Annotated in this window: 10 protein-coding genes and 1 pseudogene; 6 read left to right on the forward strand and 5 right to left on the reverse strand. The window is 56.6% G+C overall.

Translation table 11 applies throughout. The features are described 5' to 3' along the window. Nucleotide 1: 1 nt before the first annotated feature. Together DWQ09_05820 and DWQ09_05825 are read right to left on the reverse strand one after the other, a co-directional pair. Nucleotides 2–532 (reverse strand): hypothetical protein, encoded by a 531-nt coding sequence (locus DWQ09_05820; protein KAA3629751.1) that lies wholly within the window; start codon nucleotides 530–532, stop codon nucleotides 2–4. Between the two features lie 61 nt (nucleotides 533–593). Further along, a complete protein-coding gene (locus tag DWQ09_05825) occupies nucleotides 594–1,007 on the reverse strand; it encodes a transcription elongation factor GreAB (protein KAA3629752.1) in 414 nt (137 codons plus the stop codon). A 1,309-nt stretch (nucleotides 1,008–2,316) separates the two neighbouring features. Between DWQ09_05825 and DWQ09_05830 the strand changes: the two are divergent. Beyond that, nucleotides 2,317–2,577, forward strand: a pseudogene (locus DWQ09_05830) (IS91 family transposase). A gap of 584 nt (nucleotides 2,578–3,161) precedes the next feature. On the opposite strand, the gene DWQ09_05835 reads toward DWQ09_05830, so the two are convergent. Beyond that, nucleotides 3,162–4,994, reverse strand: a complete 1,833-nt coding sequence (locus DWQ09_05835; GenBank protein KAA3629753.1) for an alpha/beta fold hydrolase — start codon at nucleotides 4,992–4,994, stop codon at nucleotides 3,162–3,164. Nucleotides 4,995–5,902: 908 nt separating this feature from the next. Here DWQ09_05835 and DWQ09_05840 point away from each other — a divergent pair. From DWQ09_05840 to DWQ09_05860, 5 genes are all read left to right on the forward strand, one after another. Beyond that, on the forward strand, nucleotides 5,903–6,742 hold the full coding sequence (locus tag DWQ09_05840) for an adenylyl-sulfate reductase (protein ID KAA3629754.1): 840 nt from the start codon (nucleotides 5,903–5,905) through the stop codon (nucleotides 6,740–6,742). A 45-nt stretch (nucleotides 6,743–6,787) separates the two neighbouring features. Next, nucleotides 6,788–7,267 carry an adenylyl-sulfate reductase subunit beta gene (gene aprB, locus DWQ09_05845; protein KAA3629755.1) on the forward strand — a complete coding sequence of 160 codons (480 nt, stop codon included), beginning with the start codon at nucleotides 6,788–6,790 and terminating at the stop codon, nucleotides 7,265–7,267. Beyond that, nucleotides 7,267–9,135, forward strand: a complete 1,869-nt coding sequence (locus DWQ09_05850) for an adenylyl-sulfate reductase subunit alpha (protein KAA3629756.1) — start codon at nucleotides 7,267–7,269, stop codon at nucleotides 9,133–9,135. Before aprB ends, DWQ09_05850 begins: the two co-directional genes overlap by 1 nt. 114 nt (nucleotides 9,136–9,249) lie before the next feature. Further along, on the forward strand, nucleotides 9,250–9,600 hold the full coding sequence (locus DWQ09_05855) for a hypothetical protein (protein ID KAA3629757.1): 351 nt from the start codon (nucleotides 9,250–9,252) through the stop codon (nucleotides 9,598–9,600). A gap of 20 nt (nucleotides 9,601–9,620) precedes the next feature. Then, complete coding sequence (locus DWQ09_05860; protein KAA3629758.1) at nucleotides 9,621–10,130, forward strand: peptidylprolyl isomerase; 510 nt, start codon at nucleotides 9,621–9,623, stop codon at nucleotides 10,128–10,130. Between the two features lie 612 nt (nucleotides 10,131–10,742). Here the strand turns inward: DWQ09_05860 and DWQ09_05865 are convergent. Together DWQ09_05865 and DWQ09_05870 are read right to left on the reverse strand one after the other, a co-directional pair. Further along, the gene (locus tag DWQ09_05865; protein ID KAA3629759.1) at nucleotides 10,743–11,711 is read right to left on the reverse strand and encodes a universal stress protein; all 969 of its coding nucleotides are present in this window, start codon (nucleotides 11,709–11,711) and stop codon (nucleotides 10,743–10,745) included. 68 nt (nucleotides 11,712–11,779) lie between these two features. Beyond that, nucleotides 11,780–13,486 (reverse strand): sodium:proton exchanger, encoded by a 1,707-nt coding sequence (locus DWQ09_05870; protein KAA3629760.1) that lies wholly within the window; start codon nucleotides 13,484–13,486, stop codon nucleotides 11,780–11,782. Nucleotides 13,487–13,861: the final 375 nt, after the last annotated feature.

Here is a 13,861-nt window from a genome sequence, read left to right on the forward strand (position 1 = left end):
GTCAGGCCGCGCCGTCCGGTCCGCCGCCGTGCAGCGGTGCATAGTGGCTGAAGCCCATTTCGAGTCGCGCGTGGCCGTCGACCAGGAAGTCGAGTTCTGTTTCATAGCCAAGCAGCTCCGACAGCGGAGCCAGCGCGCACAGCCGGGTATGTTCGGGCGAGCCAGTCGCGGAGGAGGTCTCGCAATCGCGCAGTACCGCCCGGCGCCCGAGCAGATTGGTGCGCAGCAACGGCAGGTGGACAGACGGGATGTCGATGACGATCCACATCACGGGCTCGGCCGGTTCCGGCTCGGACTGGTAACGGACCCTGGGCTCGCCGATCTCGAGGACCTCCGGGTAGTGATTACGCAGCGCGGCTGTAGCCTCCGCCAGTCCTCGCTCGTTTTCGGCCAGCAAGCGCAAGCCCCTCGGTGTGGCTTCCGTCATCGCAATCGGTTGCGGACCAAGCCGTTTCGCCGCCTCAGCGGCAAATCCGGTCTGTATATCGAGTCCGCGCTTACGGACCAGCTGTTCGAGCAGATGAATAGACATGTGCGAGGCTCCCCAACAAGACGAATAGAACGGAAACTTTCGAGACTTTTTCAACGATGCGCTAGAGATCGAAATCCCCGGCTGCTTCCGGTTGATACAGCAGACATTCCACCCGCCAGCGACGCAAGACGGCTGGCAGCGCCACCTCAATGATCTCCCCGACACGTGCCCCGAACAGGGCCGCGCCTAACGGCGCAAGGACCGAGATACGCCCGCGAGTGACGTCAGCACTGTGCGGAAAGACCAGCGTGCATTCCATGGGGTTGTAGTGGTCCAGGTCCTGCAGCACCACCACACTGTGCATGGTGACCACATCCCGGGGGATCTCCGGTGGCGGCAGTTGGTCGCCGCCCTGGAGTTTGTCGATCAGCCGCTCCAGGGATTCGGTATCGTAACTGCTCGGGTTTATATCCTGGATCAAGCGAGTCAGACGCTGGACGTCGTGAAGGGAAAGATTGTCGGTATGCGGATTCATCGCTACTGCTCCTGTAAACAAATAGGAATCCCCGCACTCCGCACAGCGAATTTATCGCGCTCGTATGAGCGGCCCGCCTGCACGGAAGAGTGGAATAATCGGGATCGAGTGGAACAAACCCGGGGCGCGGGAAAAACGCGCCCCGGTCTAGCGCGGCGTTTTGGTGCGCGCTCCCATAGTGACCGGGGTGGGGATCATCAGGGCCGGGACGCAGCAGACATGCAGAGGACAAAACGACATGGCGAACTCCTGCGGTGGAAGGGCCGGAACGGACAGCCGGCCAAATAATCACGCGAGAGCATAGCAGTTCTCCGAATAAAGGCCAACGGTTGCGCTTGAACACGTATGTTACGTGTTTTGCCTCTGCTCGCCCGTGATGTCGTTGAAGGAAACCCGTTACCCAGGGTGATTATTTTCGTTTCGATGTGGCCTTTTCCCGCCAGGCATTCAAAACAGACTTTCGGCTTGATAATGATGGCTCTTGAGAATGCTCACATAAACACGTGAACCGGATGTCGCGCGGCGGTATCAGTTCGTTAACTGTTTCGCGTTTTACCGGAGACGGTTGACAAGTCTGGTGGCCTGTCCTCTAATCAGATGTCCTTCCTCTCAATCCATTAACAGGGTGGGCAGACAATTGGACCATTTAACGTTTGTCTGATTTCAGCATTAGGTGATCGCTGGATCAGAGTCGGTTTTGTCACGTGTAAAGTGTGATTCGCTGATTAGAACTGCGGATAAATGTATTCGATCGCTGCCGGTACACAGTTTTTGGAAATTCTCCGGATAAACGTCGGTAAGCGCCTGGACCCGATTTGAGTCATCTCAAACCTGTTTCAGGACTTGCCACATGCGTGGATTTTCCTCGTACGTTCGAGCCTTAATCGTCGCTCTGCGACGCCGAAAATGTGCCAGGGGCTTTTTAAGGCACGCTGGGTTCCTTGCGATCAATGGCCTTTACATGTGGCATTGCGTAAATTTTTGAATCAATGATCATGATTGAAGAATTGAGGATTTGCCATGTCGAACAAATTGAAAGGTCGAGAGAAACGTCAACCGGTCAAAAGCCCGAAAGAGAAACGCGCTGAAAAGAAAGAGAAGGCCATGACCGGTACCGTTAAGAGCAGAAAACCCAGGAAAACCGGCTCCTAATAAAAAACCGGCGTTCTGCAACGCATCTGGGCTGGCTCTGCCAGCCCATTTCTAAAGGGATTCACCCCTTGTTTTTTGTCCCCGAGAACGGGCTGGAATCACATGGCAAGGCACCCGGACTTTTAGTGTGCGAATCTTGAACACAAAGCATGGTGTCGACTTCATCGTGAGAATGGCCGCCCTGGTGCCGACGCCGCGCGTGAATCTGACGAGATTTCACGGTGTGTTCGCGCCGAACAGTAAGCACCGTGCGCGGGTGACCCCGGGCAAGCGGGGTAGAGGCAGCAAGGGTACAACGTCAAACGGGTCCGAAGATGGAACCCCGGCCGGACGCTGCGCACCCATGACCTGGGTGCAACGGCTCAAGCGGGTGTTCAACATCGACATCGAAGTCTCTACCCAATGCGGCGGTCCGGTGTGAGTGATTGCCTGCATCGCAGGCCCGGCACCGCCTGGCGTGCTCTTTGGCTGACGCCTTTGCTCCCGTTCAACACCGGATGCCGTTACCCGCGGGGCACGGCAGGGGATCGGTTGGTCTGCCGGCCGGGATGGGTTGGAAAATGGCGTTTGTGCTTCCTATACCCTGTTCACAAGATCGTGCCCAAAAGCAAAAAGAAAGCCGACGTAAAGAAAATCAACTACAGCCTGTTGTCGGAGTGGGGGGATACCATATGCGCCTGACACAACGCGCCGTATTCAGAGATTTTAAGATAGGTTCCAAGCGAACTGACGCCGCTGATGGAAGCACATGAGGCGCTGCCTGACCGGCAATCTCCCGGAGCGGGAGCATGCCACCCCGATCTAGCGGCTGGGCAGAGTGTTGTCTGAAAGTCGCTGACATTAACAGCTATCAGGCCACACAGCGATACACGGCAGCCGCGCGGTAGGGTAGCCCGTAGGTTTGGCTGATCCTGAAAACCTCAACGGTGTTTCATGCGTGCGCGCCATGATCGCGGGGTTCGTTCCTCACCCCGCCCTGCGGGCACCAGATCACCAACCCACTCATTTCATATGTACATATTCACCGGGTGCATCGTATAGGGCGGGATACTGTTTGTTTCCCATGGTGGGAGGAGTCGTCTTGTCAGATGAGTACCGGGCCAGCCAACTTTGCCAGGCGGGCCACCAGGAACCTTGCGTGACCGGTGTGGTTTGCTGCCAGATGTCGGGGTCGATATAGCACTCACCCTCCCGGCGGGTGCGTATTTGAAAACGTCGGCGAGGATGGCCGGGTTCGCTGACGATGCCCGCGTTGTGCCCACCGCTGGTGAGCAGAAAGGTTACCTCATCGGTGTCCGCCAGCAGGTGAATCTTGTACACGGATCTCCAGGGGGCCACGTGATCCTTGAGCGTACTGACAGCAAAAATCGGCACACGGATGTCATTGATGGTGACCGGACGATCATCCACTTGGTAGCGGCTGCTGGCCAGGTCGTTGTTCAGGAACAGCTGACGCAGGTATTCGGAGTGCATGCGATAGGGCATGCGGGTCAGATCGGCATTCCAGGCCATCAGGCTGTTCATCGGGCGGCGTTCGCCCAGCAGGTAGGCGTGAATCATGTGTGACCAGATCAGGTCGTTGGAGCGCAGGATCTGGAAAGCGCCCGCCATCTGGTAGCCATCCAGGTATCCTTGCTTCCACATCATGCTTTCGAGATAGTCCACTGCGCTCTCGCCAATGAACAGCATCAGTTCACCGGCCTCGGAGAAGTCGACCTGGGTGGCGAGGGTGGTCAGGGAGGCGAGACGCTGATCGCCATCCCGGGACATGGCTGCGGCGGCAATCGACATCAGGGTGCCGCCGAGACAGTAGCCGACGGCATGGATTTTTTGCTCCGGAATGATGGTTGCGATGGCGTCAAGCGCCGCCATCGGTCCCAGTTTGCGGTAATCCTCCATGCCAAGGTCGCGATCTTCAGAGTCCGGGTTGCGCCAGGAGATCATAAACACCGTATGTCCCTGGTCGACCAGGTACTTGACCAGCGAATTCTCCGGGGCCAGATCCAGAATGTAGTACTTCATGATCCAGGCCGGCATGATCAATACCGGCTCAGCATAGGTCTGATCGGTTGTCGGGCTGTATTGAATCAGCTCGATCAGATGATTTCGGTAGACCACTTTGCCGGGCGTAAGGGCAAGATTTTTTCCCGGCTGATAGGCCTCGGCACCCACCGGTGGCTTGCCGGTGGCGATCCGCTCCATATCTTCAACCAGGTTTTGCCAGCCTTTGGCCAGATTCATGCCGCCACTGGTCAATGTCGCCTGGCTGATCTCCGGATTCAGCCAGAGAGTATTGGATGGGGAGTAGCGATCCAGCAGTTGGCGTGCGACGAAGGAGATAGCCCGTTCGCTTTCGGGTGACAGGCCGTCGATCCCGGTGGTGGCGTTGTGCCACCACTGCTGATTGAGCAGGAAATACTGGTAGTAGAGATTGTAGGGCCAGGTCTGCCAGGCGCTGTCCCTAAATCGGCGATCCTGCGGCAGCGGCTCGATGGTGGGTGGTGTCTTAGGATCGACAGCCGACTGGCCCGCGTAACGGGCAAACTGTGTCAGCTTACGCAGGCTCTTGTCGGCAAGCTCCAGCTGTTTCCCGGGCGAAAGCGCGAGGTGCGACAGCCAGTCGAAATAGACCTTGGCCAGCCCCGCCGGGCTGATGCCCGCGGTCATCCGGGCCAGGTTGGCCTTGAATGCCTTGTTCAGGGTTTCCGCGAGGTCATGAATGGTTGATGGGTCCGATGCGGGTGGATCAATATCAGCGGTTGCAGATTGCTCCTGCCGGGCCGGCTTTGCGTCGTCAGTGGCGAAAGGTCTGGAAGCGTCGGTCTGTTTTGTCATGGCTGAATCCTTATCGGTCCGTGGGCAATCACAGGTAACCCTAACTGACCCGATTCCGGCAGAAGGTTTAATCGGAAAATTCAGGTATCAATCCACGGCTGGGTGGCGAGCCGGGGTGATGGCGGATGTCCTCCCCGGCGGGATAGGTGTACGGCCGATTATATCGGGGGGAAAAGCTTATAGATAGGCACGGCACCCCTGAATGGGGCTGCCATGACCTGCCGCAACTTGGACCGCCCCGGGTATCGTGGAGGCTGTTTGGTTTAATCCAAGCCGCAAATGCTGCGTTTTCTCACAAGTCATGCGGCGGTATCGAACCTGTTTGGCTTGGGTCGACACTTGGGCGGTGCCAACCATTCTCGAATCAGCAGGAAAGCTGGGTTCGCAGAATGTAACGCAGCAGTTGCTTGAGCGGATTCGCTTCGATTGACGTGGCGTTGAGGGTTGGCTGGTCAGTACCCCCGGCGGTGATCAAGAAGATTCCACCCTTGGGTTCGTGGACGGTGCATCCCTGCACCATCACTCTCGATCACCCGAAGGAGAAAGCCGAAAGTGATGCGACCTTCCCGTTATCCGAGAGCCACCCGTTGGCCTGTTTGGCTGATCGCCAAAGTTGACCACTTGACTCAAGAATCTGTGCAGTGATGCCGCAGCGGGGACACGGCTTGCCGGATGTCAGACTGGGGATCGCAGGTGGAGAGAAAACAGGTCGAATTCAAGCGGGGCAGGGGGTATTCAGGGTGAAGTCAGGGTGCTCGGGCGGCAAAGTGGCGGGCAGTGGACGGCAATCTGCCACTGGATTTGAACAAAAGGGGCCTTTATTCTTACGTTGTACTCAAAGCATAACTTTTTTTCTCACGGCAGTTCCCGTGCTGTTAGAATGACTGCAGCACAAAAAGGGGGATCTGATGTTCACAAGCAATCCGTTTGCCGGAATTTCGGCGTCCGTAGCGCCCGCAGTCATGCAGACTTTTATCGTTGCCATGATCCTGCTGGTTGTGGCCGGCACGCTGTTCGACATTATTCACAAGGGCAGCGCAAAATATTTTTTCGAGAACTGGCGCAAGTCCAGAGGCGCAGTCGCGAGAGAGGTTGGTGGCGGCGAAATGGTGTCGATTGCCGTCAGGACCGGACTGGTTGATGTGCTGCTGTCCGGAGAGTTCTGCAACGTGCGCCGCCGGATTGCCCATCTACTGACCATGTACGGTTTCGTGCTGTACGTGATCACGACCGCCATCATGATCTTCGGTTACCCAACGCCGGTGACGGCAACACCCGCGATCCTGCCGCAACTGTGGTGGCTCGGCGGCCTGATGGTCTGCGCCGGCGGATACTGGTTCTGGTTTTTCATCCGGGTAGATGTTGCCGCAGAGGGCGGTACGCCGTTCCGGATCATGCGCGCAGATCTTTTTATACTTTCGCTGCTGGCCAGCGTTACGCTGGGTTTGATCTGGGCCTTCCTGCAAACGAACGGCAGTTCCGGCGCCGGCGTGTTCTTCGGTCTGTACATCATCGCTACCACGGTGTTGTTCGGTTCGGTGCCCTGGTCCAAGTTTGCTCATATGTTCTTCAAGCCCGCCGCGGCCTTCGAGAAAAGAGTGTCGAAGGCCAATGGTACAGCCGAGAATTTGCCGACGCTGACCCGTGACGATCCCGAACAACAGAAAAGACACTCTATGGAACTGTTGCGGGACGCTCCGATGAACATGGGACTCGGCATCAAGCGCGAAGCGCCCCGCCACTATTAAAAAACAGCCCACAAATTCTATAACAGCAGATTAAGGAATCGACTTATGCCTACCTTCGTCTATATGACAAGGTGCGACGGATGCGGACATTGCGTCGACATCTGTCCCTCGGACATCATGCACATCGATAAGACCTATCGTCGTGCCTACAACATCGAGCCTAACATGTGCTGGGAGTGCTACTCCTGCGTCAAAGCTTGTCCGCAGAATGCGATCGATGTGCGCGGATATGCCGACTTTGCCCCACTCGGTCACAGCGTTCGTGTCCAGCGAGACGAAGAGAAAGGCACGATCGCCTGGAAGATCAAATTCCGGAATGGTGCGGAAAAGAACTTCCTGTCGCCCATCACCACCAAGCCCTGGGGGACTGCGGACCCCAAGCTCGCGGATGTTCCCGGGCCCAGCCAAGAAATGCGCGACAGCCAGCTGTTGTACAGCGAGCCGAAATATATCCGCTTGGATGACGGCGGTTTGCATACCCTTAAGTCCAATGGTCTCACGATGAAGAAAGGCGTGTATTACTGATGGCTTACGAAACGATCGTCGAAGAAGGCATCGATATTCTGGTCGTCGGTGCGGGTCTTGGCGGCACTGGTGCCGCTTGGGAGGCCAGATTCTGGGGTCAGAACAAAAAGATTGTCATTGCCGAGAAGGCCAATATCGATCGCTCCGGTGCGGTCGCCCAGGGTCTGTACGCTATCAACTGCTATATGGGCACCCGCTGGGGCGAAAACAAGCCGGAGGACCATGTCCGCTACGCTCGTATCGATCTGATGGGGATGGTGCGGGAAGACCTGTTGTTCGATATGGCCCGTCACGTTGACTCTGCGGTACATCAGTTCGAAGAGTGGGGCCTGCCCATCATGAAGGACCCGAAAACCGGGCGCTATCTGCGTGAAGGGCGATGGCAGATCATGATTCACGGCGAGTCCTACAAGCCGATCGTGGCCGAGGCCGCCAAAAAATCGGCCGACAAGATCTTCAACCGTATCTGCGTCACCCACCTGCTGATGGATGAAAGCAAGGAGAACCGGGTTGCCGGTGCCGTTGGTTTCAACGTCCGCACAGGCAACTACCACGTCTTCAAGTCCAAGACTGTGATCTGCGGCGCGGGCGGCGCCTCCAACATCTTCAAACCGCGTTCAGTGGGCGAAGGTTCCGGCCGCACCTGGTATGCACCCTGGTCGTCCGCGTCTGCCTATGGGCTCATGATCAACGCCGGCGCCAAAATGACGCAGATGGAAAATCGTATCGTACTGGCGCGTTTCAAGGACGGTTATGGCCCGGTCGGCGCCTACTTCCTGCACCTTAAGACCTATACGCAAAACGGTCTGGGCGAAGAGTACGAATCCAAATGGTTCCCCGAATTGCAGAAACTGGTCGGCAAGGAATATCTCGATCCGGAAGCCTCACACCTGACCCATCGGCCGATCCCGACCTGTTTGCGTAACCATGCATTGATCAGCGAAGTTAATGCCGGCCGCGGCCCCATTCACATGGTGACCATGCAGGCCTTCCAGGATCCCCATCTGGAAGAGGTCGGTTGGGAGAACTTCCTCGGCATGACCATCGGCCAGGCGGTTCTGTGGGCCTCCACCGATGTGGATCCCAAGAACGAAAATCCCGAACTGACCACATCCGAGCCCTACGTAATGGGCTCCCACGCCACCGGATCGGGTGCGTGGTGCTCAGGTCCCGAGGACGTTTCCCCTCCCGAGTATTTCTGGGGCTACAATCGCATGACGACGATCGAGGGCTTGTTCGGCGCCGGTGATGCAGTCGGCGGCACGCCGCACGCCTTCTCATCCGGTTCGTTCACCGAAGGTCGTCTCGCCGCGAAGGCTGCCTGTAAATACATCGATGACGGAAAGGCCGAAGGCATTGTCGTGTCCAATGAGCAGATCAACCGCCGCAAGCAAGAGATCTACAAGCCCCTTGAGCATTACAAGATCTACCGCAATGCGATCGTGGCGGGCGATGTCAACCCGCACTACATCAATCCCAAGCAGGGCCTGGACCGTCTGCAGAAGCTGATGGACGAGTATTGCGGCGGAGTGACCGTCAACTACATGACCAACGAGAAGCTCCTGAATATCGGTCTCAAAAAGCTCGAGATCATGGAGGAAGACCTTGAGAAATTGGCCGCAGAAGATATTCACGAGTTGCTGCGTGCGTGGGAATTGAAGCACCGTCATCGCGCAGCAGAATGCGTCACGCAGCATACGCTGTTCCGCAAGGAGACCCGTTGGCCGGGTTACTACTACCGGGGCGACGCCATGAAGGTGGACGATGAAAACTGGCACGTGCTGACTGTTTCGCGGCGCGATCCGGAAACCGGCGAATACACCATGGAGAAGGCGCCTTGTTATCACTTGGTTGCGGATGACGAGTAGCAATATCCTCAGGCAGAAGCTCGCGGTGACCCTCTGCCTGGCGCAGAAGAGACCAGTACGTCGTGTGTTGTGCGTACCATAAAGCTGGCCTCTCCCGGGCGCCGAGATCCTTGCGTGAACATCATTGAAAAAACCGATGAAGAGATTCAGGCTTTAGCCGATCCTCTGTGGCGCGACCTCGTCAAATATTCGAACGAAGGCAAATACGGAGAATTCGTCAAGAACTTCTCCAATCCCATGGTGCTTGCCATGAATCATGTTGTGGCGGGCCACCAGTTCGCAAAAAGTGAACTGGCGAGAAGTCTGTCTGAAGAAGTCGACTCGCTCGGCATTATCCGCCGCGGCGAACATGTGACGGTTCTTTACCGACAGCGGAGCACTAAAAAGCAAGGCGAATGGCTTGGCAGACTTGTTCTCGGCTATGAGAATGGAGAGGTCAAGATTTTTGGTGCATCCATCTTTTGAGCAGTTCGTCCGGATTCGACATGAGTGAAACCATCCAAGACGGCAAGTTTGTCGAACTAACCTACAGGGTGACCGACACGAAATCGGGGCATGTCCTCACCAGGGTTGAATTCCCGTTGGGCTATGTTCACGGACACAATGAAATTCTGGCTCCTTCCGTCCATAAGGAGCTGGAGGGCAAGTCCGTTGGCGACGTGATTGAAGTGCCAATCGATGGCGATCAGATATTCGGTCCCAGAGACGAATCACTGGTTTTTACCGATCACATCGAGAACGTCCCCGAGGAATATCGGCAAATCGGCGGCTTCATCCTCATGGAAAATGACAAGGGCCAGACCCGTAGCTTTATCGTGACGCGGATGGATGGCAAGACGCTGACTGTCGACGGCAACAATCCGCTTTGCGGCAGAGAGGTCGTCTTTACGCTCGAGATACTGACCGTGCGCGATGCAGCTGACGAAGAGACAAGGGCGGGCGAGGCGATCATCGCAGACGCAGATATCGACCCGTCACTTATGAGACCTGTTTAAGCAGCGGCATTGGATGGATCGGACAGATTTTGGCTTTATTAACTGCACTTACAATCCTGGCTTCACGGCAAAAAAGGTGACTTATGAGCGAGCAAAAACCCACCACTAAAGTTCCTGACGGCAATACGCGTTTTTTTACAACGCGTCAGATGGCACCAAACGAAAAGGGGTTTGTTGGTTACGAAACCATCTGGAAATCGTTCCAGAAAGAAGTCGAGTACAAGACGCCGAAACAGCCGTAGACGGGTGAGCCTGATCGCGCGGCCGGGATGCGATCCCACAAAGGAACTTGCCTCAACGGCAATTGCCTGGTTCACGGTCTGTGATGGGAGGGCAATGACAAGTCAACCTGGCTGTTCGAGATGACGGGCGTATGAACACCTGCAAACGCTACCGATTTCATCCAAGTATCAGCGGTTACGCTGTTTGACTCTTTTGTCGACTTAATCAGAGGTTCCTTGGCAGGGAAAGCGCGTTCGCGGAACGGAACGCCGCAGTTGCTTGAGCGGATTCGCTGCGATTTACGTGACGTCGAGAGTTGGCTTGTCAGTACCTCAAATTTTAGAACCCTTCTCAAAATCCTATTGTTGGAAAATCAGGAATTGACTCCCGCTACCTAGATAACTTTACCGGCGAGACAAAGCCGGGAGGTTTCACGGCAAGCACGGAACATTGCAACTGTTCGAGAATGGCTTCAGCTGTATTCCCAATGAGCAAACCCGCGATACCTGTCCGGGCGACCGTCCCCATTACGACCAAATCAGCCTGCAACTCCTTGGCTATTTCGGGTATGACGGTGGCGGCGGCCCCTCGGCGTATATGGAATACAGGAGAAAGATAGTCGCTGGCGTCTTTGCCGACGTGCTCAATCAGCTGTTGCCGCAGGCGTTTATAGGCGATTTCATGACTTGAACGAACGGCCTCGACATAGGCAGTGCTTGCCGCCCGCGGGTTGTCTGCCCATGTGCGTAACATCGCCTCGGCCGGGGCATCCCAGACATGGATCGCATGCAGTGCGGCAAAGTCGGAGAATGCGAGAGAACCGGACAATCCGAGTATCTGCCGGTTGAGACCCTGCTCTGTTGCATCCGGTGTATCCGGATCGAAATCGACGGCGGCGAGTATATGCTCGTATTTCGATTTTTCGTTAGCGCGCGTTAACCATACCGGACAGGGGCAGTTGCGCAGCAACTGCATGTCGTCGCTGCCAAACAGCCGTTCGATAAAACGCGGATTCTCGGCCGGTTTGATCAGCAGATCATGGTCATTGCGTAAAATGGTCCGAGTAACTTGGAGAAACTTTCTGCCCACCAGTACGTCCACCTGGATGCGGAGACGTTTCTTGTAAGGCTCGATCAGCGACTCGAGTCTTTTGCGATGCTCATTCACCGTGGCGGCCTGAAGTTCCTTGGATATCGGACCGCCGCGCGGCATACCGATGCCCGCTGTCATGACCGGAACCACATCGATGACGGTCAAGTCCGCCTGGTTGTTCTCCGCCAGCGACACGGCTCGCATTATCGAGGCCTCCTGGGCCACAGCGCTTTCGGACAAGTAAAGAATGTTCTTAAATAGATTCATTTTGATCGACCTCTCTTTTCTAAACAGCTGGTGCTCCAGCCGGCGGCATCTTTGGCCAATAAAGCGTCTTACGATTTGCTATCCTCATTCTCCAGAACGGGCCGGTAGCCCCGGTCTCTCACATCTTTGACCATCTCGTCGATTTCAGCGGAAGTTACATTGAGCATTTTTAATGCGGTGGCACCAAGGTGCAGACTCGATTCAATTGTTTCGGGATAGGCGTGGGCGGCACCGGCGGCAAGCAGGCGTGTACTGGTTTCGAGATCCTTTGCCCGCACGATCACCGGCACCTGTGGACAGGTTCTATGTATATACGCCATCGCCTCTAAGGCGGTGTCCGGTCTGTCAACGGCAATCACGACCAGCGCAGCTCTTTCCACATGAATGGCAGACAGCAATCCCGGATCGGCGATGTCGCCGAACCAGACCGCATGCCGATCCGCCCGCCCCTGGGCCACCCGCTTCGCATCGGTGTCAAAAGCCACAAAGGGAACGCCGCTTGCGTGCAACAACACTGCGATGGTGTGGCCCACGCGCCCGTAACCGCCGATCACCACTTGTTGCTCCGCGACCTCCGACAATTCCGCGCTATCCTGAGCCGTTGCGCGAGGCGGTTTGACCAGCCAGGCCGCTATCGTGCCATTGAAACGGATCAGCAGCGCGCCGGCAATCATCGACAAAAGCACGGAACTTATCGCGATTTGACCCAGCTGCATGTCGAGCACGCCGGAATCGAGCGCGATAGCGATGAGCGCGAGCCCGAATTCGCCGCCCACACTCAGCATCAGTCCGGTACGCCACGTCATCCGGGCATCGACTCCGACCCTGCGCACCATGCCGGCAACGATCAGTGTCTTGCTCGTGACAATAAGCAGTGCGCCCAGCACGGCCCAGTGCCAGATGGGGGGTATCGCCGCCGGACTGAAACGCATGCCGATACCGATAAAGAACAGGCCCAGCAACACGTCCCGAAACGGACCGATGCTGGACTCCACCTGGTGGCGAAACTCCGTTTCGCCCAGCATCATTCCGGCAAGAAACCCTCCGAATGCCAGCGACAAACCCAGGCTGTTTGTGACCCAGGCGGCGAGCAGGGCGACCAGCAGTACGGCCAGGGTGAACATTTCGACCGATCTGCGTTTGGTAATCAGATGAAACAACGGACGCAGCAACCAGCGTCCGGCAAAGAAAACCAGCGCGAAGGCGAGCACGGCCTTGGCAAGGGCCAGACCCAACATGCCCGCCAGCACATCCGCTGTGACCGACATGCCCAGCACGGGTATGACCACGAGAAACGGAACGGCCGTGACATCCTGAAAAACCGACATCGCAAGCCCGAGGCGGCCATGCTGAGTGTTTTCTTCGCCCTGCTCGGTGAGCAGACTGGCAATGATGGTTGTGGAAGATTGCGCGAAAGCGGCGCCGAACACGAACGCGGCGGCAACGGGCAGCCCCGCGAGCCACACCACCACCCCAACCCCCAGGGTGGTGAACGCTACCTGCCCGGTGCCCAGTCCGAGAACCTGGTGTCGCAGCGCGTGCAGTTGCGGAAGAGAAAAATTAAGACCTATGGTGAACAGCAGAAAAACGACACCGAATTCGGCGAGCGTTGCCAGCTCCGGCATCAAAACCACCGGTCCGATCGTGTTCGGCCCCAGGATCATCCCCACCAGCAAATATCCCAGACTGGTCGGGATATGCAGGCGCTGAAAGATAACCACGACAGTGATCGCCACGGCTAGAAGCAGGATGATCTGGGCGAGATATTCCATCATGTCTTTGATTCACTCTGAAGGCCCAACGCTGGGTTCATCCGTCGCATTTGGCGATCGGCTGGCGAGCTTTGTTCGTTAGGCGCAACACCTGTCACCCATTCTATTGGGAGATATAGCCTCTATCCATAATCCACGCCATGTCCGTCAGAATTTGGCCTCATCCGAAACAAGATGCGGCGCCCCATGCGCACTATTATCGGGTTCCCCGGCATGAGCAATGGGATGGAGACTATCACGCGGCTTCTTGAATGCCTCAGCACCTTTTGGTGATTCTTTTGCAGGCATTTGGCCGGAGTCGGCTAACGGTGGCCCCTTTTCGTTAGTAACAGATCGCGTAGCGCGCCGATCCCGGGGCATGACGTGCCCCTCGGCGAG

It is taken from the genome of Pseudomonadota bacterium (assembly GCA_008501635.1).
Taxonomy (GTDB): domain Bacteria; phylum Pseudomonadota; class Gammaproteobacteria; order QQUJ01; family QQUJ01; genus QQUJ01.